The 22,937-nt window shown below is 70.1% G+C and carries 21 protein-coding genes; 7 read left to right on the forward strand and 14 right to left on the reverse strand.

All coding sequences use genetic code 11. The features are described from left to right. Positions 1-5 precede the first annotated feature (5 nt). Positions 6-482 carry an RrF2 family transcriptional regulator gene (locus ABD743_RS37145; RefSeq protein ID WP_344728222.1) on the forward strand — a complete coding sequence of 159 codons (477 nt, stop codon included), beginning with the start codon at positions 6-8 and terminating at the stop codon, positions 480-482. A 219-nt stretch (positions 483-701) separates the two neighbouring features. On the opposite strand, the gene ABD743_RS37150 is transcribed toward ABD743_RS37145, so the two are convergent. From ABD743_RS37150 to ABD743_RS37175, 6 genes are all read right to left on the reverse strand, one after another. Beyond that, positions 702-1,346, reverse strand: a complete 645-nt coding sequence (locus ABD743_RS37150) for a DNA alkylation repair protein (RefSeq protein WP_344728224.1) — start codon at positions 1,344-1,346, stop codon at positions 702-704. A 120-nt stretch (positions 1,347-1,466) separates the two neighbouring features. Continuing rightward, positions 1,467-2,852 carry an LLM class flavin-dependent oxidoreductase gene (locus tag ABD743_RS37155; protein ID WP_344728146.1) on the reverse strand — a complete coding sequence of 462 codons (1,386 nt, stop codon included), beginning with the start codon at positions 2,850-2,852 and terminating at the stop codon, positions 1,467-1,469. Further along, entirely contained in the window at positions 2,845-4,500 is a 1,656-nt protein-coding gene (locus ABD743_RS37160) for a dipeptide ABC transporter ATP-binding protein (protein ID WP_344728148.1), read from the reverse strand. The genes ABD743_RS37155 and ABD743_RS37160 overlap by 8 nt, the downstream gene beginning before the upstream one ends. Next, positions 4,497-5,363, reverse strand: a complete 867-nt coding sequence (locus tag ABD743_RS37165; protein WP_344728150.1) for an ABC transporter permease — start codon at positions 5,361-5,363, stop codon at positions 4,497-4,499. Before ABD743_RS37165 ends, ABD743_RS37160 begins: the two co-directional genes overlap by 4 nt. Beyond that, positions 5,360-6,301: an ABC transporter permease gene (locus ABD743_RS37170; protein WP_344728151.1), complete on the reverse strand. Its 942-nt coding sequence runs from the start codon at positions 6,299-6,301 to the stop codon at positions 5,360-5,362. The genes ABD743_RS37165 and ABD743_RS37170 overlap by 4 nt, the downstream gene beginning before the upstream one ends. Beyond that, a complete protein-coding gene (locus ABD743_RS37175; RefSeq protein WP_344728153.1) occupies positions 6,301-8,019 on the reverse strand; it encodes an ABC transporter substrate-binding protein in 1,719 nt (572 codons plus the stop codon). The genes ABD743_RS37170 and ABD743_RS37175 overlap by 1 nt, the downstream gene beginning before the upstream one ends. Before the next feature lie 619 nt (positions 8,020-8,638). Here ABD743_RS37175 and ABD743_RS37180 point away from each other — a divergent pair. Further along, positions 8,639-8,872, forward strand: coding sequence for a hypothetical protein (locus ABD743_RS37180; protein ID WP_344728154.1), 234 nt, complete (start codon positions 8,639-8,641; stop codon positions 8,870-8,872). Positions 8,873-8,936: 64 nt separating this feature from the next. On the opposite strand, the gene ABD743_RS37185 is transcribed toward ABD743_RS37180, so the two are convergent. The 8 genes from ABD743_RS37185 to ABD743_RS37220 form a co-directional block, all read right to left on the reverse strand. Next, positions 8,937-10,256, reverse strand: coding sequence for an LLM class flavin-dependent oxidoreductase (locus ABD743_RS37185; protein ID WP_344728156.1), 1,320 nt, complete (start codon positions 10,254-10,256; stop codon positions 8,937-8,939). 13 nt (positions 10,257-10,269) lie between these two features. Beyond that, positions 10,270-10,596 carry a hypothetical protein gene (locus tag ABD743_RS37190; protein WP_344728158.1) on the reverse strand — a complete coding sequence of 109 codons (327 nt, stop codon included), beginning with the start codon at positions 10,594-10,596 and terminating at the stop codon, positions 10,270-10,272. Positions 10,597-10,615: 19 nt separating this feature from the next. Next, positions 10,616-12,124: a sodium:solute symporter family protein gene (locus ABD743_RS37195; RefSeq protein WP_344728159.1), complete on the reverse strand. Its 1,509-nt coding sequence runs from the start codon at positions 12,122-12,124 to the stop codon at positions 10,616-10,618. Between the two features lie 453 nt (positions 12,125-12,577). Next, positions 12,578-12,811, reverse strand: a complete 234-nt coding sequence (locus tag ABD743_RS37200; RefSeq protein ID WP_344728161.1) for a hypothetical protein — start codon at positions 12,809-12,811, stop codon at positions 12,578-12,580. Next, the gene (locus tag ABD743_RS37205; RefSeq protein WP_344728162.1) at positions 12,808-13,107 is read right to left on the reverse strand and encodes a hypothetical protein; all 300 of its coding nucleotides are present in this window, start codon (positions 13,105-13,107) and stop codon (positions 12,808-12,810) included. Before ABD743_RS37205 ends, ABD743_RS37200 begins: the two co-directional genes overlap by 4 nt. A gap of 63 nt (positions 13,108-13,170) precedes the next feature. Further along, complete coding sequence (locus ABD743_RS37210) at positions 13,171-13,323, reverse strand: hypothetical protein (protein ID WP_344728164.1); 153 nt, start codon at positions 13,321-13,323, stop codon at positions 13,171-13,173. After that, entirely contained in the window at positions 13,320-14,372 is a 1,053-nt protein-coding gene (locus ABD743_RS37215) for an aldo/keto reductase (RefSeq protein WP_344728166.1), read from the reverse strand. The genes ABD743_RS37210 and ABD743_RS37215 overlap by 4 nt, the downstream gene beginning before the upstream one ends. A 218-nt stretch (positions 14,373-14,590) precedes the next feature. After that, on the reverse strand, positions 14,591-15,391 hold the full coding sequence (locus ABD743_RS37220; protein ID WP_344728168.1) for a TauD/TfdA dioxygenase family protein: 801 nt from the start codon (positions 15,389-15,391) through the stop codon (positions 14,591-14,593). A 566-nt stretch (positions 15,392-15,957) separates the two neighbouring features. Between ABD743_RS37220 and ABD743_RS37225 the strand changes: the two genes are divergently transcribed. The 5 genes from ABD743_RS37225 to ABD743_RS37245 all read left to right on the forward strand — a co-directional run bounded on the left by ABD743_RS37225 (position 15,958) and on the right by ABD743_RS37245 (position 22,924). Continuing rightward, a complete protein-coding gene (locus ABD743_RS37225) occupies positions 15,958-17,082 on the forward strand; it encodes an LLM class flavin-dependent oxidoreductase (protein ID WP_344728170.1) in 1,125 nt (374 codons plus the stop codon). A gap of 7 nt (positions 17,083-17,089) precedes the next feature. Further along, complete coding sequence (locus tag ABD743_RS37230; protein WP_344728172.1) at positions 17,090-18,592, forward strand: MFS transporter; 1,503 nt, start codon at positions 17,090-17,092, stop codon at positions 18,590-18,592. 488 nt (positions 18,593-19,080) lie between these two features. Beyond that, the gene (locus ABD743_RS37235; RefSeq protein WP_344728174.1) at positions 19,081-20,394 is read left to right on the forward strand and encodes an NtaA/DmoA family FMN-dependent monooxygenase; all 1,314 of its coding nucleotides are present in this window, start codon (positions 19,081-19,083) and stop codon (positions 20,392-20,394) included. 30 nt (positions 20,395-20,424) lie between these two features. Further along, positions 20,425-21,525 carry an LLM class flavin-dependent oxidoreductase gene (locus ABD743_RS37240; RefSeq protein ID WP_344728176.1) on the forward strand — a complete coding sequence of 367 codons (1,101 nt, stop codon included), beginning with the start codon at positions 20,425-20,427 and terminating at the stop codon, positions 21,523-21,525. A 10-nt stretch (positions 21,526-21,535) separates the two neighbouring features. Then, the gene (locus tag ABD743_RS37245) at positions 21,536-22,924 is read left to right on the forward strand and encodes an NtaA/DmoA family FMN-dependent monooxygenase (protein WP_344728178.1); all 1,389 of its coding nucleotides are present in this window, start codon (positions 21,536-21,538) and stop codon (positions 22,922-22,924) included. The last annotated feature ends 13 nt before the right edge of the window (positions 22,925-22,937 follow it).

The following is a 22,937-nucleotide window of genomic DNA, read 5'->3' on the forward strand; positions in this document are numbered from 1 at the left end:
TGGAGATGCCCGACAGCGTCGAGTCAGCACTGCACTGCACGTGGCTTCTCGCCCAACAGCCGGCCACGGCGCTGCCTGCACGTCGGCTAGCCGAGTTTCACGGCTTGCCGCAGGCCTACCTGTCGAAGATCCTCAAGCTGCTCACCCGGGCCGATGTCCTGCGCGCCGTCCCCGGCACGGGTGGGGGGTACCGCTTGGCTCGCGATCCCGAACAGATCACGGTGCTCGACATCCTGACGGCAGTACAAGGCGACGGCCCGATGTTTCGATGTCGCGAGTTGCGTCAGCGGGGCCCGGTGCCGCTGCCGGTCGAAGCCTGCCGCCGCCCATGCGGGATCGCTGCGGTGATGCACCGCGCTGAACAGGCCTGGCGCCAGGAGCTCGCCGCGACGACGCTCGCCGATCTCCACGGTCACGCCGCCACCGCGTCCATCGGGCGTGCCCGCCGCTGGCTCGAAGCGCTCCCCACGGCCAACGGCTGAGTCGTTCGGGCCCGGTTCAGGCCCGGTCTGGGTTGCGATGCTGACAACTCGTCGTCAACGAACCGCTCCCGGCTCGCCATCATTCCTGTGAAATTCGCCGCGTTCGAGCAGCCGGAAATCTTCGTGCGGGAGGTGCGGGACGGCATCCGCGCGCTGCGGTGATCTCCTTCATGCAGACCGACCTTGTCGGGGCTGGAGCGGGAGCACCTCAGCGGCACGTCACTCATCATTCTGGCGGCGCACCATCTCGGCGATCCAGATCGGCGCGAACGGCGACGTGCAGTTCGGGGGCGTCGGGTAGTCCTTGAGCACCTGCAGACGGTCACCGATGTCGATCGCGCGGGCGCGGTACTCGGTGTGCTCGATCCCGATCTGAGCCAGGCAATGATTCATCGCCCACTGCAGACGATCCGGAGCATCCTTCATCTCCGTCTCGATGACGTCGAGCAGCCCTGTGAGGTCGAGGCCCTCGGGCTTCTTCGCCACCCGCTCGGTGGTCAACGCCCAGCCCGCACTCGCGACCACGGGATCCGGGTCCGTGAACCAGGCCAGGCACAGCTCTTCGGCGTGCGGGTTCTTCTTCACCACGTAGTTCACCAGCCAGTCGTGCACTTTGGGGGCGCGCGCCTGGCGCAGCATGGTGTCCAACTCGTCGCGCTCGAACGCCTTCGGGCGGCAGATCAAGATCGCCAAGAGCCTCGCCGTGGTGTCATCGGTCGCCCAGAGCTGTCGTGCGAGTTCCTGCTGCGTCTTCAGCTGCTTGGCGAGCGCGCGTAGCTTGCTGAGGTTCACACCATGATCGTCGCCGCGCTTCTCATTCACCGCGCGGGCCTTCGGGTCCTGGAGAGCGGCCAGCTCGGCCATCACGCCAGTCACCGTCACGTCAGTCACCGTCGTCTCGGCCACCTCGGCCCCCCGCCCCGTCGCGTGTGGGATTCAGCGTACGACGATGGTTCGGTCGAACCAGGGGGCGCTCGACGGTCGTCAGAGGCGGCGGTGCCGGGTGCCGGGATGGTCGGTGAGCAGACGGGCGTTGCCCTCGCCGAACAGTCGCTCGCGCAGGGTCTCGCCGTCCTCATAGGACTCCCGGTAGCGGCCTCTGCGGCGGAGTTCGGGCACCACGAGCTCGATGAAGTCCTCGGCGGTGCCCGGGGTCAGGAACTGGCGCAGGTTGATCCCGTCTATGCCACCGTCGTCGAGCCACGTCTCGATCGCGTCGGCCACGACTTTCGGGGTGCCGGCAACGAAGAAGGGGCCGCGGTCGAAGGTTCCCACGCGGCCGAGGACGTCCCCGACGGTCTGCTCCGGGGTGTACAGCCGGATGAGCCGCTGGTAGCCGGGGTCCTTGCGAGCGATGATCTCGCCGACGCGGGTGTCGGACGAGTAGCGGGTCCAGTCCAGGCCTGCGCCGGAGTGGGCGAGGTAGCCGTCGACGCTGCGCAGCGCGTTGAACTCGTCGACCTTGCGGGCGACCTCGTCGTCGGTCCGTCCGACGATGACAGCCGCGCCTGCCATGAACTTGAGGTGGCTGGGGTCGCGGCCGTTGGCCGCTGCCTGGTCGCGGTAGCTGTCGATCGACGCCCGGGTGCTCTCCAACGAGCTCCCGCCGATGAACACGGCTTCGGCGTGCCGGCCGCCGAACGCGCGTCCCGCGTCGGAACTGCCGGCCTGGTAGAGCACCGGGGTGCGCTGCCGGGAGGGCTGGGAGAGGTGGGGCCCTGCGACCCGGTAGTGCTCGCCGACGTGGTTGATGTAGTGGACCTTCTTGGGGTCGGTGTAGACGCGGTTCTCCCGGTCCTGGATGACCGCGTCGTCGTCCCACGAGCCTTCCCACAGCTTGTAGAGGACATCGAGGTACTCGTCGGCGATCCGGTAGCGCTGGTCGTGGTCGATCTCGTCGGGCAGCCCGAAGTTGCGGGCCGCATTGGGCAGGTAGGAGGTCACGATGTTCCACGCCACGCGGCCCTTGGTGAGGTGGTCGAGGGTGCTCATCCGGCGGGCGAAGGCGAACGGTGGTTCGTAGGTGGTGGAGAAGGTCGCCGCGAATCCGAGACCCTTGGTCACCGCGGCCATCGCCGGGATCACGAGCAGCGGGTCGTTGTTGGGGATCTGGACGGCTTCGGTGATCGCGGTCTCCGGCCCGCCCCGGAAACCGTCGTAGGTGCCGATCACGTCGGCGAGGAACACCGCGTCGAAGGTGCCGTACTCCAGCAGCTGGGCGAGCTCCAGCCAGAACTCGATGTCGTTGAAACGGTGGCGGTTGTTGTCCGGGTGGACCCACAGCCCGTGCGAGATGTGCCCCACGCAGTTCATCTCGAACAGGTTGACGTGCAGTTTCTTGGGGCCAGTCACGTTCTCGGACTCAGTCATCGTGCGCTCCAACGATCGCCAGCCGTGGTACGGCATTGAGAAGTGCCTTCGTGTACGGGTCGGTGGGGTGGGCGAAGACCTCGTCGGCCGGCCCGGACTCGACCACCGCGCCGTCCTTCATCACCAGGACCCGGTCGCTGAGATGGTGGATCACCCCGAGGTCGTGGGAGATGAAGAGGTAGGCGAGGCCCAGCTCCCGCTGCAGGTCGGCCAGCAGGTCGAGGATCCTGGCCTGCACCGACACATCCAGCGCCGAGACGGGCTCGTCGCAGACGATGACCTCGGGGTCGGGGGCCAGCGCACGAGCGATCGCCACCCGCTGCCGCTGGCCGCCGGACAGCTCGATCGGGCGGCGGTCGAACAGGTCGGTCGGGAGCTGTACCAGCTCTAACAGCTCGCGCAGGCGGGCCTGAAGCTGCGGGCCGCGGTCGACTCCCGCCACCCGCAGGGCCTCGACGAGCACCCGCCGCACGGTGTAGCGAGGATCGAACGAACCGAGCGGGTCCTGGTAGATCACCTGCAGGTGCCGGCGTTCCGCGCGGCGCTGTGCCGAGGTCAGGTCCGCCCAGGCACGGTCGCGCAGCCGCACCGTCCCGCTGTCCGGTGTTTCCAGGCCGAGCACGATCCGGGCGGTGGTGGTCTTGCCCGATCCGGACTCACCCACGATTCCCAGGGTCTCGCCCGCCGCGAGGGTGAACGACACATCGTCGACCGCGGCGCGGGTGTTGCCGTCGCGCCCCGTGAACGACTTGCGGAGGTTCTCGGCCTCGATCAGCACAGTGCCGGCCGCGGGGCGCTCCCGGGATCGGACGGCCGCGCGATCGCGCACGATGAGCGGGGGTCCGGAGCTGAGCCGCGAGTGCCGGGTGGCCGCCGAGGGCACGGCGGCCAGCAGCTCGCGCGTGTAGTGGTGCTGCGGGTCGCGCAGCACCTGCGCGGTGCTGCCCTCCTCGACGATCCTGCCGTCCCGCATGACCGCGACCCGGTCGGCGAGCGTGGACACGACCGCCAGATCGTGGCTGATCATCAGCAGCCCTCGGTTGCTGGTCCTGAGCTGGCCGAGCAGGGCGATCACCTGAGCGGCCACGGTGGCGTCCAGCGCCGTGGTCGGTTCGTCGGCGATCACCAGATCCGGATCGCACGCGATCGCGGAGGCGATCAGCGCCCGCTGCCGCAGGCCGCCGGAGAGTTCGTGGGGGTACTGGCCTGCCCGGAACTCCGGCTCCGGCACCCCCACCGAGTCGAGCAGCTCGAGCACCCGCTGCTCACGCTGGGCCCTGGTGAGTGGCTCGTGCAGGCGCAGCGGCTCGGCGATCTCACGTCCGACGGGCCGCAGCGAGTCCAATGAGGACAGGGCGTCCTGCATCACGAAGCCGATCCGGTTGCCGCGGACCCGCCGCCACGCGCGTTCGGAGAACCGGGCGGAGTCCTCGCCGTCGAACCGCAGCCGGTCGTGCTCCAGGAGCGATCCCGCGCCGGTGAGACCGACGAGCGTCCGCGCGGTGACGCTCTTGCCCGACCCGGATTCACCGACGAGCGCGAGGCACTCGCCGCGGGCGAGGGTGAAGGAGATCCCGTCGACCACCGGAACGGCCGTGCGCGCGCCGAACCGCACCCGCAGGTTCTCGACCTCCAGGAGCGGGGTCATCCGGCCGCCTTCCCCTCGGCCCGACGCCGCAGATCGCGGCCGAGCACCGTCACCGACAGCACGGTCAGTGTGATCGTCACGCCCGGGATCGCGACCAGCATCCAGTCGATGGAGATGTACTGGACGCCGGCGGCGAGCATGCTTCCCCACTCCGGTGCGGGCGGCTGTGCGCCGAGCCCCAGGAAGCCGAGGGAGGCTCCCACCGCGATCGCCGTGCCGACGCCGATGGTCGCCAGCACCAGCACGGGTTTGATCGCGTTCGGCAACACATGCCGCCAGATCACCGCCGCCCGGTGGATGCCGAGGCCGGTGGCCGCCTCGACGTATCCGGAGCGGCGCACCACGTGGGTCTGCGCGCGCACCATCCGCGCGTAGTAGGGGATCGTCGCCACCCCGACAGCGAGCAGGGCGTGCTCGGTGCCGGTGCCGAGCAGGGCGATCACGATCAGCGCGAGCAGCAGCTCGGGGATGGCCAGCACGATGTCGAGCACGCGCATCACCACGGTCTCGGTGGCCCGGCTGCCCAGGCCGGCGAGCAGGCCGAGGACGGCGCCGCCGACCAGTGCGATGCCGGTGGCCCCGAGGCCCATCACGAGTGATGGCGCGGTGCCGTGCACGAGGCGGCTGAACACGTCCCGCCCCGCATGGTCGGTGCCGAGCAGGTGGGCGGTGGAGGCGAACGGCGGGAGGAAACCGGGGTCCGCGCCGACCGCGAGCGGGTCCTGGTCCGCGATCAGCCCGGGCGCGACCGCGGCGACGGCTGCGACCAGCAGAAACACCGCAGAGAGCACGACGCCGGGCCGCGGCAGCCTGCCGCGCAGCCACACGCTTCGCGGCGCCGGGAGATGGGCGGTCGTGGTCATCGGGTCACCACCCGGGGATCGATGATCGTGTACAAGATGTCGACGACGAGGTTGACGACGACGTAGACGAGCGCGCAGAAGATGACCACCCCGACCACCAGCGGAATGTCCTTGTTGGTGGTGGCGACGAGCATCAGCTGACCGATGCCCTGCCGGTTGAACAGCGACTCGGTGATCACGGTGCCGCCGAGCAGCCCGCCGATGACGACACCGGACATGGTCACCAGCTGGATCGCGGCGTGTCGCAACGCGTGCCGGAACCGGACCGCCACGTCCCGCATGCCGCGGGCGCGCGCGGTCAGGATGAACGGCTGCTCCAGCACGTCCTCCAGCTCGGAGCGCAGCACCTGCGACAGGACCGCGGTGACGGGCAACGCCAGGGTGAACGTTGGTAGCACCAGTGACCGGAGCCCGTCCTGTCCGGAGACCGGGAACAGGTGAAGCCCGATGGAGAAGATGATCAGCAGGACCAGGCCGATCACGAACGTCGGGGTCGAGGCGAGCAGGAGCTCCACCCCGGTCGTGGTGGACCGGACCCAGCGGCGGCGCTTCGCCGTCAGGACTCCGACCAGGACGGCGAGTACCAGCGCGATGACGATCGCCCCGGCGGCAAGCTGCACCGTCTGGCCCAGCTGCGCCTCGATCGCGCCGGCGACCGGGAGCCGCTGTTGGTACGACTCGCCGAGATCGCCGTGCAGCAGCTCACCGAGGTAGTCGACATACTGCCGCCACAGCGGCTGGTCCAGGCCGTAGTCGCGGCGGACCTGCTCGAGTACCGCCTGCGTCGGATCGGCACCCTGGCCTGCGACGGTCGAGAGCGCGGCGTCGCCCGCCGTCAGGTGGAGGGTGAAGAAGGCCGCCGTGGCGGCGCCCCACAGCACGCCGACGCCGGCGAGCAGCCGCCAGCCGATCCGCCGGGCGAGAAGCTTCGCCCTCATCAGGGAGCCAGCCACGCGTAGGTGAGCAGCGGGGTGCCGTGTGAGGTGTTCACGATGACGTTGTGCAGCTTCTTGTCGAACGCCCACAGCACCGTGTTCTGGTACACGGGCAGGCCGGGCACGGCCGCGACGAGCTGCTTCTGAGCCTGCGAGTACAGCGACGCCAGCTCGGTCCGGTCCGTGGTCTCGCGGGTCCGTTCGAGGAGGCTGTCGAGAGTTGGGTCCGACAGGCGTGCCAGGTTCTGGCCCAGGTGCTCGCTGTCGGGGATCTGGCTGGACGCGTACTTGATGTAGAGCACGTCCGGCGTGTTGGTGTGCCACACGCCGGAGAGCAGGTCGTAGTCACCGGCGTAGCGGCGGGTGGTCACCTGGGTCTGCGGCTGCACCTCGACCTGCAGGTTGATGCCGAGCGTCTTGAGCTGGGCCTGGAGGAGGTCGTACACCGGGCTGACGGTCGTCGCATTGGACACCGGGAGCTTCAGGGCGAGCTCCTGGCCGTTCTTCGTGCGGAAGCCGGCGGCGTTGCGGCTCGCCCAGCCTGCGCCGTCCAGCAGGGCGTTGGCGTTCTGCACGTTGTAGGCGGGGAGCTGCACCGATGGGTCGTAGAACTCGGTGACCGAGTCGAGGTAGCTGCGCGCCACACCACGCTGGCCGAACTGCGACGTCTGCACGATCGCGTCGACGTTCACCCCCTCGACGATCGCCTTGCGCACGTTGATGTCGTCGAGCGGTGCGCGCGAGGTGTTGAAGTCGAAGGTGAAGGGCCAGCCGATGCGGTTGACGTCCTCGAGCTGGAACTGCGGGTTGGCCGCCACGGCGGCGGCGTTCTGCGGCGGGACGTACCCGGTGAGCTGGTACTGCCCGCTGATCAGCGAGTTGTAGCGGACCGGGTCCTGGCCGATCCAGGACAGGTCGACGCCGTCGAGGTTGGGGGCGCCGGTCCGGCCGAGCGCAGGCGGGCCCCAGTCGTAGTCGGCGCGCCGGGCGTAGCTGGCCCCGACGTTGGGGGTGTAGCTGGTCAGGGTGAACGGCCCCGAGCCGACCGGATGGGCGCACAGCTGTGCCGGGGTGCTCTCCCGGATCGCCTTCGGCGACTGCATGCCGAGCCAGCCTTGCGCCAGCACGTCGAGGAACGGGCTGTAGGCGGACTTGAGGTTGACCTGCAGCGTGTAGTCGTCGATCACGGTGCTGCCGGCGTAGGGCGCGATGTAGGGGCCTGCCAGCGGTGAGCGGGTGTTCGGGTCGAGCATGTGCTCGAAGTTGGCCACCACGGCCTGGGCGTTGAACGGGGTGCCGTCGGCGAAGGTCACGCCCTGCTTGAGAGTGAACACGTAGGTCCGGCCGTCCGGCGAGATGGTCCACGACGTCGCCAGCCACGGACCCGGGGAGCCGTCCGGGTTGAGGAAGGTGAGATTGTCGAACTGGAGGTGGCCGAGGATCTGCTCGGTGTCGGCGGAGATCGAGTGCGGGTCGAGGCACAGCGGATCGGCGGCCATGGAGAGCTTCAGCGTCCCGCCCTTGACGGGGGTGCCCTCGCTGTTGAGGACCTCGCCGGGCGCCGCCGTGTTCTGATCGGCGTCGCCGCGCGGCGGCGCGGGCTGCGACAGGCCTGACGCGCTGCAGGCGACGAGCACCGTCGCGACGGCGCCGAGCGACACCCCTCGGGTCAGTAGGTGCGGCCAGGACCGCGGTCTGGACAGGGATCCGGGCAGGGGCATTCGAGGACTCCACGGAAAGGGCTGCGATGGCCACGGCTGAGGACGGGAGCGGGGCCAAGACGAGTGGTGAGAAAGTCGGGAGGAAAAGGGGACGTCAAGCAGGGGGGAGCGACGTCCCGAGGCAGTTCAGTGACAGAACTCGTCGTACGCGTAACCCCGCCGGGACGGCCAGAAGCGCTCAAGCGTTATTCGCAGCGCGGCCATGCACGTATCGTGACGGGCGTCTCGGTCCGGATGCAAGACAAGAGGGCGTCGATCACAACTGTGCCTTTACCGGAGGTCGTCGCCGAGCCTGGGTCGTGTCCGTCGTTGACCGGTCAATGCAGCGGCCCGCCGCCCACATCACGGAATCCGCCGAAATTGTTCGGACCAATGCAAACACGCGTCGTCGTCGTGCCGCTGACCAGAGGGCCTTTCACGGGGACCTATTCGCAAGCGCCGGCGTTGACTCCGTTGCTGAGGCTGCGTCACCATGGGTCCATGGCTGCGCTCCGCTCTCCACTAGAGCGGTTCTGGCCGTCCCGGCGTGAGAGCGCCTTCGACGAGTTCTGTCGCTGAACCGGCCACCGGCCGCTTCGCCACTCGTCCCGTTCTCCCGTCACCCCCCGGAGCAGTGCTCATGTCCGTCTTGTCCTTTTCCCGGCCGCTCGACGTCAGCCCCACTCGCTCGGAGCGCCGCGCCGCCAGCGCCGACCGCTTCCTCGACGCGCTCGAGGAGATCGTCCGCAAGCACCGAGCCCAGGGCGCCGATTCCCGGCTCGACCTCGACGCCGAACTCATCACGGGCGAGGTCGCCCACGAGCTCGCGCAGGCCCGCGCCGCACTGCAGCGCGTGCCGCACGTTTCTCGCTAGCCCACGAGTACGGCCCGCCGGGCCTGGCCGGGTGCCCCTCGGCCAGGCCCGCAGGCGCCTGTTGTCAGTACTCCTGCAGGCTCTCTCGCAGCGTGGTGCCGGGGTAGCGCAGCCGGTACCGGCCGCGTCGCTGCAGCTCGGGGACAACGAGCTCGGCGATGTCGACGAAGCAGCCGGGCACGTTCGTGGCGAGCAGCATGAAACCGTCGCATCCGCCCTCGTCGAGGTAGTGCTCCATCTCGTCGGCGACGTCGGCGGGCGTGCCGACGGCGGTCGGTGCACCCATCGCCATGCCGTAGAGCTCCGCGGCCTCCCGCACGGTGACGGGCTTGCCGTCGTTCTTCTGCAGAATTGCGTCGAACAGCCCGCGGATGCCCTGTGCGTCGACGTCAGCGACGTTGTCGTCGAGGTCGAGTCGGGAGAAGTCGACGCCGGTGTGCCCGGACATGATTGCCAACGCGCTCTCGATCCGGATCAGCGAGCGGAACTCCTCGTACTTCTCCACCGCGCGGTCGTGGCTGCGGTCGAGCACCGTCTGCAGCCCGAAGATCAGCTTGAGCTGCGACGGGTCGCGACCGGCGCGGTCGGCGCGGGCGCGGATGTCGTCGGCGTAGGCGCGCATGGTCGTGACGGTGGGAAAGATGCCGAAGACCGACTCGGCGTGTTCGGCGGCGAAGTTGCGGCCCTGCTCGGAGGAGCCCGCCTGCCAGAGCACAGGGCGCCGCTGCGGAGAGGGCATGACGAACGAGCGGCCGCGGGAGCGGAAGTACTGGCCCTGGAAGTCGACCTCGCGCACCTTCGACGGTTCGGCGAAAACACCGGTCGAGCGGTCGTAGCTGATTGCGTCGTCGTCCCAGGAGTCCCACAGCTGGTAGCACAGCTGCATGTACTCCTCGACGACCTCGTAGCGCTTGTCGCGCGGGGTGAGGTTCTCCAGGCCCATCGCCTGGAACTCGCTCTTCGAGTAGGACGTGACGATGTTCCACCCGACCCGGCCGCCCGTCAGGTGGTCCAATGTGGACAGTTGACGGACCATCTGATACGGCCGGATGAACGAGGTGGACAGGGTGATGCCGATGCCGAGGTGCTTGGTGAACGCCCCGACGATCGGTACGACAGCGGCAGGGTCGTGCACCGGGAACTGCGCCGCATATCTCACGACGGCGTCGCTGGAGCCTTCGTAGGTGGTGTAGGGAGCGAGCTCGTCCGCGATGAACATCGCGTCGAACAGCCCGCGTTCCATGATGCGGCCGAGGTCGCGCCAGTACTCGGGTCGTGCGAACGAGTAGCCGACCTTGTCCTGGGGGTGTGCCCACATCGTCGAGGCGTGGTTCATCACGCCGTGCTGCACGAAGCCGAGCAGGTGGGCCTTCTTCTTTTTCATGGCGCCCTCTCTGTCAGGAACCGTCGGTCGAGCTCGGTCGGTCGAGGAGGAACGCGACGATCACCGTGATCGATGTGCCGATGGCGAGGAACGGCAGCAGGTACCAGGTCCACCCAGCCGTGCTGACCAGCGCCAGCAGCAATGTCGATGCGATCACGCCGCCGACGGCCTTCCAGCCGAAGTTGCGGCCCTGCCGCCGGTAGTCGGCGGTGTCGGTGTCAGGCGAGTCGCCGCCGGCGAGGATCTCGCTGCGGATCCGCAGGAATGCCCGCCCGGCGACGGCCACGTACACGATCGCGGTGAGCAGGCCGGCCGCAAGTCCGACGGCGAAGATGGTCATGATCGCTCCGTTCGCTAGGTCAGCTGGTCGGCTCGGCGACGACGGGGCGTCCGGCGGCCCCGGTCGCGGGCTCGGTCCCGAGCTCGCCGTCGGAGCGGTCGAGGGAGGCGTAGTCGAAGCGTTCGCGGCGCAGCAGGCTCACACCCAGAGCCACGACGAGCGAGACGGCCTCGAGTGCGACGATCCCGGCGAGATCGTGGCCGAGCTGGCGCAGCGGCAGCCCGACGGCGATGCTCAGCACGAGGCTGGAGACGAAGGCGGGGGCGGTCATCCGCGGCCAGAAGATGGCCAGCGCCAACGGGAAGATCAGCGCGGCCTTCACGAAGAAGACGAGGTTGACCAGCTCGACGTAGTCGACCCCGGAGCTGACGATCACGCCTCCGACGACGCCGGCGACCAGGATCGACAGCTTCGTCCACCGGATCAGCCGCTTGTCGGGGATGTCCGGGTGGATCCGCTTGACGATGTCGACGGCGACGAGCGAGGACAGGGCGGAGAACGCACCGTCCATCGACGAGTAGCAGGCGTTGCAGATGATCAGCACGTACAGCGCGATGAGCACCAGTGGCAGGCCCAGATGCGCCACGACATACGGGCCGATTGCGCCGGCACCGAAGTCGCCGAGCGCGTCGAGCGGGACGCCCATCGACGTGCCGACGAGCCCGAGCAGGCCCAGCGTCAGCGGGATCGGGTAGAACCACAGGCCCGCCCACAGGAACGTGCGGTTGAGGTTCGCGGGCTTCATCGCCCAGACCTTCTGCCAGAACGTCTGGTCAGCCATCGTCGAGGCAAGCAGCCCGAGTGCCAGCGAGATGCCGAAGCCGGCCGCCGCGGCCGGGTCGAACACGTTCAGTCGGGTCGGGTCGGCCTCGCCGACCTTGGCGAACACGAGGTCGGCGCCGCCGGCTTTGGCCAGTACGTACAGCACGACGATCGCCGCGGGAACGGTGATGAGCAAGGTGTTGAAGGTGGCTGTGATGGCCGACGTCCAGAGACCGCCGAAATAGGAATAGACCATGACGATCGCGAGCGTCACGAGCAGCACGGTCGTCGTGTTGAGACCGGACACCACGCCCATCACGAGAACGACCCCGTACAGGTTGATGAAGATCTCGGCGAGTAGTCCCAGGAGCATCGCGAGGAGGATGACGGTACTCGCCGTCCGGCTCGCGAAACGGACGCGGACAAACTCGACGATCGTGTATCCGCGAGGCATTTGACGGCGCAGTCGCAGTGTGAAGGGAACCATTGCGACGACAGCGAGCCCGTTGGGCACGATGAACCACAGCAGGCCGGATGTGCCCCATGTGTAGGCCTGGGCCGACGACATCATCACGGCCATCGACCACGTCCAGACGGCAATGACCGAGCCGACCCCGAAGCCGAGCCCGATCCGCCGACCTGCGATGACGAAGTCGTGCGTGCTGCGTGCCATCCGGCGCACCGCGAACGCGATGGTCAGCATGAACAGGCCCAGCCCGGCCATGAGCGCAAGACCGAGCGCCGGCGGTACAGCGGTGGGAGACAAGGCATTCCTCCAGGGACATGGCTGGGACGCGGCATCGGAGGATGATCGCCGATATACCGGAAACGAGAAGAGAGTCGCCGAAAATATGCGACAACGGTGATGAATCTGGCCGTCAGCCCTGGCAACAGTGGCGGTCGTCGACGCACAGCTGGTTCGCGGCGAGCAGGGCGAGCTCCAGCCGATCAGCCGTGGTGCAAAGGCAACCGTGCATGTTCACCGTTGTATGTGAATAGCAAGATCAGAACAAGATATCGGCCGCCGGTATGGCCACGCCCACATCTGATTCCTGAAGGATGAGAATTGTCTGCAGCGGTGTGAGCGGATTGGCTGGACATTTAGGTCTGATTCCCGCGGCGGTGAAGCTCGCGAGGGGTCGGTGCCCGGGAGCCCGCCACGACCCGCCGAAGACCCTGGCGTTGAGGATGTTGGGGCCCAGGTGCACGTGCCGGTTCGTCACTGCTGCTGCAGGAGCGACGGCGCGGTGCCGACCGACGGGGTGAACTCGGGCACGGTCCCGTCCAGCACGTACTCGCCGACGATGCGCTGCTTGTAGATCACGGTGTGCACGGCGATCGTGCGCGCGTTGCGCCAGTGCCGGTCGAGCCCGAGCCGTTCGTCCACGGTGGACGCTCCGCCCACCTCGAACAACTCCGAGGTGGCCCGCAGCACCAGGTCCGTGACCGTCACCTGGGCGCGGTAGACGTCGAGCTCGCCGGTCGCGTCCTCGCCGTGCGGCCCCGCCCGTTCCAGCGCGACCGCCGCCGCGAGACGCCCGATCCGCCCAGCTCGATCGGCACCCGCAGGGCGCCGAACCCGGCGGCGCGCAGCCACTCGACCTCCTCGTACGGCAGCCGGCGCTGCGCCTCGCGCTCGACCGCGCGCTCGGCGATCCGGTCGAAGACCGGCCGGAAGCGTTCGGCGAGCTCCTCGTCCGTCGGGGCCTGACGGGCTCCGGCTCGGGGCTCGGCATGCGTGCTCGTCACGGTTCCTCCTGGTGGTGGCGGTGGCAGCTCGAGCCGCGCCGGCAGCCGCGATGCGGGCGAGCGTCAGCCGACGAGAGCCGGATCGACGGGGTCGGAGGTACCGGCGTAGCGGCTGCGTGGGCGGGGAGCCCGTAGTGAGCTGTCCGGGTGCCGCCACGCGGCCTCGTGGTGCCCGCCGGGGTAGATGAACAGGTTGAGGTGTAGCTGCCGGGTCATCGCTTCGCCTCGCGCGGGAGCGGGCGCCGACGGGTGGACGGGTCGGTGAGCGAGGGTGGCTGGTAGCCCTCGTCGGCCGGGCTGATGGTCACGCCCGGCGGGACGATCTCGTCGATGCGGTCCAGCACGTCGTCGGAGAGCCGGACGTCGGCCGCGCCGAGCAGCTGGTCGAGGTGATCCTGGGTGCGTGGGCCGATGATCACCGAGCTGACGGCGGGATGTTCGAGGACGAAGGCGATCGCGAGATGCGCAACGGTGAGCCCTGCCTCGTCGGCGAGCTTCGCCAGCTGCTCCGCCGCTTCACGTTTGCGCTGGTTGGCAGCCAGCTCGGGGTCGTGGCGGTGCGGTTGGCGGTCCAGCCGGGTCGACCTGGGGGCGTCGCCCGCGCCCGGCCGGTAGCGACCCGAGAGCCAGCCGCCGGCGAGCGGGCTCCACGGCAGCACCCCGAGCCCGTACTCCTGGGCGACCGGCAGCACCGCGCGTTCGGCGGCCCTGGCGAGGATCGAGTAGGGCGGCTGCTCGGTGACCGGGCGCACGTGGCCGCCGCGCTGCGCCACCCACTGGGCCTGCACGAGCTGGTGCGCCTCGAACGTCGTGGTGCCGAAGTAGCGGATCTTGCCCTGGCGGACCAGGTCGGACAGCGCCCCGATCGTCTCGTCCAGGTCGACGTCCGGGTCCGGCCGGTGCACCTGGTAGAGGTCGATGTGGTCGGTGCGCAGCCGCGTCAGGCTCTCCTCGACCGCGCGGGAGATCCAGCGGCGCGAGTTGCCGCGGCGGTTGGGATCCGAGCCACGGGCCCCGTGGAACTTCGTGGCCAGCACGACGTCGTCGCGGCGGCCCTGCAGCGCGCGGCCGACGATCTCCTCGTTCTCCCCGTCGGAGTACACGTCGGCCGTGTCGACCACGTTGACGCCCGAGCCGAGCGCCGCGTGGATGATCCGCACGGCGTCCTCGTGGTCGCGGTTGGCCCAGGCCCCGAAGTTCATGGCACCGAGGGTCAACCGGCTGACCTTGACGCCGGTGCGCCCGAGGCGGGCTGTGTCGGACATGGTTCGCCTGCTCCTTCGTCGGGGATCCGCGCCGCGTCGGGCGCGTGATCAGTCTCTGCGTGGGCGGCTGAGGGAACAAGCGTGTCCGGCTGCGAGAACCATGCAGCCACGCATGCCGGTCGCCCGGCTGTCGCCCGTGTCCGCCGCGGACACGGCTCGCGGACCCCGCCGGCCGCCTCCGCCCATGTTGTCGGGGCGGAGGCCGGGCGGGCGACGTCTCAGATCGCCGGGTCCGCTGCGATCACCTTCTGGTAAGCGCGCGGTCCGTCGCCGTAGTCGTCGACCGCGTAGTGCCAGGTCGCGAGGTTGTCCCAGAGCACGAAGTCGCCGGGCTTCCAGCTGTAGCGGACGGTGTAGTTCGGTGAGGAGGCGTGGCGGAACAGGTAGGGCAGCAGTGCGTCGGACTCCGCCTGGGTGACGCCGGTGAGGCGCAGGGCGCCGTGGGAGAGGAACAGGCCCTTGCGGCCGGTGTCCGGGTGGGTCAGCACGACCGGGTGCTCGACCGTGGTCGTGACCGCGCCTTTCTCGCTGCCCTGGGCATAGTGCGCGGGGTCGGCGTCGTAGAGCGCGCCGAGTGCGCCGGTCAGCACCTTGAGCGGTTCCGACAGGTCGTCGTAGGCGCCTTGCAGGTCGGCCCAGAGGGTGTCGCCCCCGACGTCGGCCACCTCCTGGTAGGTGAGGGACTCGATCCGGAACGGTGGGGTGCGCCACGTGCCGCCGACGTGCCAGTGGCTGGCCTTGCCGGTCTGCTCGACCCGGTAGGGGTACACGAGCGGGTTGTCCGGGTGGCGCACAGCGGTCGGGTGATCGAACGGCTCACCGAAGATCCGGACGGCCTCGACGTGCCGGTCGGGAGAGAGGTGCTGGTCGCGGAACACGAGCACCTTGTGCTCGCGGAAGGCGGTGCGCAGCTGCTCGGCCGTCGCCGGATCGATGTCGTGCTTCAGATCGAGGCCGACGATTTCCGCGCCGATGCGCGGGCTGGTGCGCTGCACCTCGAAATAGACGGACGTGGTCATCGTGAATTGCGCTCCTCAGTGTTTCGGGCACGCCGAAAGGCACCCGGATCGGGTGGGAAATGGGGAACGCCGCGAACTCGTGCGGCGGCGTCAGCGGGATGAGCGCGGACAGCGCGCGGCATGGACCAGCATGAGGTCCACGAACAGCCTGCTCGTCAGGCGAGTGGCAGATGACACGCCCGTCACGTTGGTGACGCTAAGCGGGTGGCTGAAACCTCACAACCTGCTGTGATCGGTATCACTACACGCGCGAATATGCCCGGACATTGTGTTCGGGCGTGCTCGCGGCTCCCTCGGCATTCGCAGCTCCTGTTCTCTAGCGGTGCGACCCTTCGACCCGTCCCTGTGCGTGCACGGCGGCCACTTGTCTGCACGGCTGTCCCGGACGACGATGATGGTCATGGAACCAGGGTGTTTCCTGGAGGGGTTCTGGCCGTCCCGGCGCGGTCTCGCGTTCGACGAGTTCTGTCGCTGACCCGGATTTCTCGTCGGTCCCTTCCCGGGCTGCCCCACCGTGAGTGACGTGCAGGCGCTCGGGCCGTGCCTCACACCCTGGAGTTCTCCCGATGACCGTGCCGGTCACGCCTCTGTCCGTTCTCGACCTATCACCCATCTCCTCCGGTTCGACGGTCGCGGAGGCGCAGCACACCGTCGACCTCGCACGGCATGCCGAGCGTCTGGGCTACCGGCGCTTCTGGCTCGCCGAGCACCACCTCAACCCGGGGGTGGCAGGGTCGGTTCCTGCTCTGCTCATCTCGGCCGTCGCGCGTGAGACCCACCGCATCAGGGTCGGCTCGGGAGCGGTCCAGACCGGCCATCGCACCCCCCTCTCGGTGGTCGAGGAGTTCGGCACCCTCGACGCGCTGTACCCGGGCAGGATCGACCTGGGTCTCGGCCGCTCGGGTGGGCCGCGCACCCCACCTCCGGCCCCGGTCGAGAACGTCGCCTCCGGCCCGCGAACGGTCGGCGGGGTGGTCATTCCGTCGCGGTTCTCCGTCGCGGGCCTGCTCGCCTCGCCGCGGTTCCGGGCACAGGCCGCTCTGATCCGCCAGCCCGACGCGAGGACGCCGCCGTACCCCGAGGTCGTCGACCAGGTACTGGCCCTCGTTGAAGGCAGCTACCGCACCCCTGATGGGGTGGCGGTGCAGGCCGTGCCGGGCAGCAACGCCGGCGTCGAGCCGTGGATCCTCGGCAGCAGCGGAGGGGAGAGCGCCGAGGTCGCCGGTGCGCGCGGTCTGCCGTTCGCGGCGAACTACCACGTGAGTCCCAGCTCCGTGCTCGAGGCCGTGGAGGGGTACCGGGCCGCGTTCCGGCCGTCAGCCCGCCTGGCCGCCCCGCACGTGATGGTCTCGGCCGACGTGGTCGTCGGGCCCGACGACGAGACGGCTCACGAGCTCGCCGCCGGCTACGCCCCGTGGGTGCGCAGCATCCGCACCGGCGCGGGAGCGATCCCGTTCCCCACCCCTGCCGAGGCCGCGGCGCTGACCTGGACCGACGAGGAGCGCAAGCTCGTGGCGGACCGGGTGGCCACCCAGTTCGTGGGCTCGGCGGGCGCCGTCGTCGACCGGCTGCGGGCGCTGCGTGATGTCACCGCGGCCGACGAGCTGCTGATCACCACGATCACGCACGGCCACGCCGACCGGGTGCGGTCCTACGAACTGCTGGCCGCGGCATGGGCGGAGCAGTCGTAACCGATCGATGCGCGACACCTCGTCCCACGATCTCCACTCCGCACCCGCCTCACCGGTCACCGCCCACGAGCGGGCCCGGCAGAAGATGGTCCTGGCCATCTGCCTCGCCACCGGCTTCGCGACCCTCCTCGACCAGTCGGTCCTCAACGTCGCGGTCCCGGCGCTGCGCGCGGAGCTGGGGGCGGGCCGCGCCGACGTGCAGTGGATCCTCGCCGGGTACTCGCTCACGTTCGGCCTCGCACTGGTACCCGCAGGCAGGCTCGGCGATGCCTGGGGTCGGCGCGGCCTGCTGATCGCCGGCCTCGGCCTGTTCGGTGTGGCGAGCGTGATCGGGGTCCTGGCCGCCGACCCGTGGATGCTGGTGCTCGCGCGGCTGCTGCAGGGCGTCGGGGCCGGCACCGCCAACCCACAGGTCATCGGCCTGATCCAGGACACCTTCACGGGAGCGGCCCGCGTCCGTGCCCTCGGTGCGTACGCCGCTGTGGGATCACTGTCCGCGATCCTGGGACCGGTCGTGGGCGGGACGGTGCTCGGGCTCGCCGGCCCGGCCCTCGGCTGGCGGCTCGCCGTTGCACTCAGCATCCCGTTCGGTCTGATCACCTGCCTGCTGGCGGCCCGGTACCTGCCGCGTTCCGACCGGCCGTCGCGGCGCGTCCACCTCGACGTCGGCGGCATCGCCCTGCTGGGGCTGGTCACCGTCTGCGTGTTGCTGCCGGTGATCGGCGTCGGTGGCGCCGGACCGGTGATCGTCGCCGCCTGGCTCGTCGCTGCAGTCTTGGCCGGGGCGGCGCTCGTCGGGTGGGAGCGGCGCACCGCGCGCCGCGGCGGGACGCCGATCCTGCTCCCGGCGCTCTTCGCGTCGCGCGGGTTCGTGCTCGGCACCGTGGTGGCGATGTGCTGGTTCGGCTCGGCCCTCGGGCTGGGGCTCGTCGTGACGCTGTTCCTCCAGGAAGGTCTGGGTCTGAGCCCGCTCGTCGCCGGGCTGTGCACACTGCCCGCGGCCGTCGCGATGGGGATCAGCTCCACGCTGGGCTGGCGCGTGGTCGGCCGGTACGGGCGGCGTTCGGTCACCTGGATGCTCGGGCTGCTCGTGGCGACCCTGGCGGCCATGCTGCTGCTCGTCGGGGTGCTCCCCGCGGGAGCGCTGCTCGCCGCGGTGGTGCTGTCACAGCTGCTCACCGGGGCCGCCGGAGGGTTGATCACCTCGCCGAACCAGGCGCTCACGCTCGCCCACGCCCCGCCCGGAGCCAACGGTCTCGCGGCCGGCTTCTTCCAGGTCTCCCAGCGCATCGCCTCGACGCTGTGCCTTGCCGCCGCGGGCGGCGTGTTCGTCGCCGTCGCGGTGCCCGGGGACCTCGCCACCTACCGTCTCGGCTTCTCTGTGGGGATCCTGCTCTCCGCGGTGCTGGCGCTCGTCGCGCTCGTGGCATCCCTGTTCGACCGGTCCGGGACGGCGCCCCGCCTCGATCCCGCTCAGGGGCGCGGTGCTCCGGAGGGGACGGTGCGGTGATCGGCGGCGAGGTGGCCGAGCAGCTGCAGGGTCCGCTGCCTCTCCGCGGGTTCGCCGACGGGGCTGATCAGTGCATCGGTAACGCCGAGGTCGGCGTAACGGGAGAGCCCCGCGGCGAATCACCACCGGCAGCGGCGTCGGACGCACGTGGCCGGGCTGTGAGGCTGGTCATGGCCTCTACCGGCGATCGACATCGTTCTTGACAAGTCAGGCTGTCCGCTACGTACATTTCTCGACGACGGTGAAGAGCGGCCGTCGTAGCCACGGCAACGACGCGTCCTCGAGGCGCAGCAGCTGACGCCAGGATCGTGGGGAGACAACGTGCGGGCATCGCACGGCACATGCGGGGCGCTGTCGCCCGTCTGGTCGAAGCGACGGCATGTCGATCTCTGCCGCACGCAGACCGCGCTCTGTCGCTGATCGTTCGATCGGCCCTTGTCCGTCGAGGGCCACGTCCGGATCAGCCGACGAGCGAAGGATGACCGACAGTGAGCACGAAACGGCCCAGGATGCTGAAGACCGTGACCGGGGCCGGGGGGTCGCCCGGCACCTACGACCTGGCGATCGACCCGACACGATCCACGCTCGACACCGCGGTGAAGGTGGCGAAGCTGGCCGAGGCGGCCCGGATCGATGCGCTGTTCACCGCCGACCTGCTGACCTTCAACGCCCAGGGTGCGATCGGCTCCCAGGAGCCGCTGATCTTCGTCGCGGCGCTGAGCCAGGTGACGTCGCACGTCGGCCTGATCGCCACGGTCTCGACCACGTTCCACCACCCGTTCAACCTGGCCCGGCTGTTCGGGACCCTCGACCATGTGAGCAACGGCCGGGCCGCGTGGAACCTCGTGACCTCCTCGATCGGTGAGGAGAACTACGGCGCGGACGACCTGCCCAGCCCCGAGGACCGCTACGCGCGGGCAGCGGAGACGCTCGAGGTGGTCAACGCGCTGTGGGACAGCTGGGAACCCAGCGCGCTGTCCCTCGGTGCGAACGGCAACGCCGTGCTCGACCCGAGCAAGGTGCACCGGATCAACCACGCGGGACGGTTCTTCACCGTGGCCGGGCCGCTGAACATCCCGCCGCTTCCCCAAGGCCGTCCGGTGCAGATCCAGGCGGGGCAGTCCGAGGCAGGGATGGCGCTCGGCGCGCGTTTCGCCGAGATCGTCTTCACCTCCCTGCCGACACTGGACATCGCGCTCGACTTCACCCGGAGGATCCGGAGCCAGGCCGCGCGCCTCGGGCGCGCCGACGGGCTGCCGCTGATCTTCAGCTCGTTCCACGCCACGTACGGCGCCACCGAGGAGGAAGCGCGCCGGCTGGTCCGGGAGAAGCAGGAGGCGATCGACTTCGAACGTGGCCGGGCCCAGGTGGCGGACATGCTCGGTGGGGGAGTCGACCTGTCCGAGGTGGCGCTGGACTCGACGGTGCCGGAGAGCCTGCTGCCCGAGGTCTCTTCGGTGAACCGGCGCCGGGGCCGGGTCGAGATCTTCTCCGGCCACGCGCGCGAGGGGTACACCCTGCGTGAGCTGATCATCGCCGCTCAGGACACCGGGCACTGGACCGTCTCGGGCACCCCGGAGCAGCTCGCCGACGCGGTAGAGGAGCGTTTCCGCGCGGGCGTCCTGGACGTGCTGACCCTCGGCGGTCTGGCCGATCCGCGCCAGCACGACTTCGTCGTCAACGGCCTGCTGCACGAGCTGCGCAAGCGGAAGATCGTCGCCGACGACTACACCGGCTCCACCTTCCGGGAGAACCTCGGGCTGGAGTTTCCGGCGCGCTCCGGCGTGCCCACCGCCGTCTGACTGCTCGAGATCCCACCGGAGATGAGTTCCATGAGTGAACGTGCCGGCCTGTTCCTCGCGCTCGACGCCGACGGCGACGGCGCCCATCCCGCAGCCTGGCGGTTCTCCGGGCGCCCACCGGCGGCGGTGTTCGGCGGACGGGCCGTTCGCGAGGTCGCGGCCACCGCCGAGGGCGCCGGCTTCACCCTCGTCACCTTCGCCGACTCGCCGGTCCCACCCAGCAGCGGTCTCGACGCGGCGGGCCGATTGGAGGCGGGCACGCGGGCCGCGTTCGTCTCCACGCTCACCGACCGCATCGGGCTGGCCCCGACACTGCACGTCACGAGCACCGAGCCGTTCCACCTCGCCACCCAGCTCGCAGGCCTCGACCACGCCAGCACGGGCCGGGCGGCCTGGGTCGTCGGTGCGGCGAACACGGCCGCCGAGCTCGCGACGATCGGGGCGCGGCCGCTTCGAGCCGACGCGCTGCGGCGCGAGGTCACCGACGTCATCGACGCCGCGCGTGCGCTGTGGGACTCGTGGGAGGACGACGCGGTCGTCAAGGACGTGGCGACGGGCCGCTACCTCGACCCCGGTAAGGTCCACCACGTCGACTTCGTCGGCGCGGCGTTCACGATCAAGGGCCCACTGATCACGCCCAGACCACCGCAGGGGCAGGTCGTCGTGCTGGCGTCCGACGAGCTGGACGTCGCCGACCGGGCCGACGTCGTGCTCGTGAGCGGGTCCGATGTCGCAGCGGTCGTGGCAGCGGCGACGCGCGCCCGTGCGGCCGGGGCGGGCATGGTGTTCGCCGAGGTCGAGGTGGTGCTCGACGCCGCCGAGCCCGCGACCTCGCGCCTCGCCCGGATGGCCGACGCAACGCCGTGGCCGTCAGCGGGGTGCCTGCGTCACGTCGGCTCGGCTGCCGCACTGGTCGAGCTCCTGCGCAGGCTTGCCGATGCCGTCGACGGCGTGCGGCTGCACCCGGCTGTGCTCGCCGTCGACCTGCCGGTGCTCGCCGAGCAGGTGCTGCCGGCGCTCGCCGCTGCCGGCCTGCATCGCGCGCCCCGTGCAGGCGACACGCTGCGCTCGACGTTGGGCCTGCCCCGCCCTGTCAACCGGTTCGCCGCCTCGGCGACCACGATCGCCTGAGGTGAGCAGAGTGACCACGGAGAGCCCGTCCGGCGCCGAGTACGACCCGAACGCCCAGGTGCATCTCGGCGTCTTCCAGACCGGCGTCGGGCCCCAGCTGATCTGGACCGACCCCTCCACAGCACCGCACATGGCGATCGAGACGTTCGTCGGCGTCGTGCAGCTACTGGAACGGGGCCTGTTCGATGCGTTCTTCCTGGGCGAGGGACTGCGGGTCCGGGAGAACCGGGGCCGGGTGTACGACCTCGACGTCGCCGGGCGTCCCGATGCCATCACCCAGCTGTCCGCGCTCGCCGCGGTCACCGAGCGGATCGGGCTGGTCGCCACCCAGAACACCACCTACAACTTCCCGGCCGATCTCGCCCGGCGCCTGGCGAGCCTCGACCTGCTGTCGGACGGCCGTGCCGGCTGGAACATCGTCACCACCGACAACGCGTGGACCGGTGCCAACTTCCGCCACGGCGGTTGGCTGGAGCACGAGCGGCGCTACGAGCGCGCCGGCCAGTTCGTCGAGGCGGCGAAGGCTCTGTGGGGATCGTGGGACGGCGGGATCGACGGGGTCGTCGCCGCGGCAGGTGACGCCAAGAGCTGGGCGCGGCCCGGGTCGATCACCCCGGTCGAGCGACACACCGACCTCGTCGAGCTGCGCGCGACCGCAACGCTCCCGGCGAGCAGGCAGGGCCGTCCGGTGCTGTTCCAGGCCGGTGACTCCGACGGTGGCCGCGACCTGGCCGCCCGGCACGCCGACGTCGTCTTCTCGGCCAACACCGAGTACGACAAGGCGCTCGCCTACGCCCGGGACGTGCGCGCCCGGCTGGCCCGCTACGGCCGTTCGCCCGATTCGCTGCGGATCCTTCCGGGTGCGGGTGTCGTGCTGGGCGACACCCCGGCCGAGGCGCAGGAGCGGGCGCGGTGGGTGCGGGGCGAGCAGATGTCGGGGCCGCGTGCTGTCGCGTTCTTCAAGCAGTACTGGGGAACGGACCTCTCGGCCTACGACCCGGACGGGCCGCTGCCCGACATCGAACCGACCGACGCCGAGCTCGACCCCTCCAGGGGGACGCTCCGGATCGACCAGCGGAGCGGGAAGATGGCAACCATCGCGCGGTGGCGGGAGCTCGCCGAGCAGCGGAACCTGTCGATGCGCGAGCTCGCGCTGGAGGTGGCTCCAGGGCACCCGCCCTTCGTCGGCACACCGGCGCAGGTCGCCGACGAATGGGCGCGCTACGTCCGCACCCGGGCCGTGGACGGGTTCAACCTCCTCCCGCACCTGATCCCGTCCTCTCTCGATGACATCGTCGAGAAGCTGGTGCCGGCGCTGCAGGAACGCGGCGTCTACCGCACCGGGTACACGGGCGCCACGCTGCGGGAGCACCTCGCGCTGCCGCCGCTGGACGCTTGATCGCCTACTCGCA

Origin of the sequence: Pseudonocardia yunnanensis (assembly GCF_039534065.1) — a bacterium.
Lineage (GTDB): Bacteria > Actinomycetota > Actinomycetes > Mycobacteriales > Pseudonocardiaceae > Pseudonocardia > Pseudonocardia yunnanensis.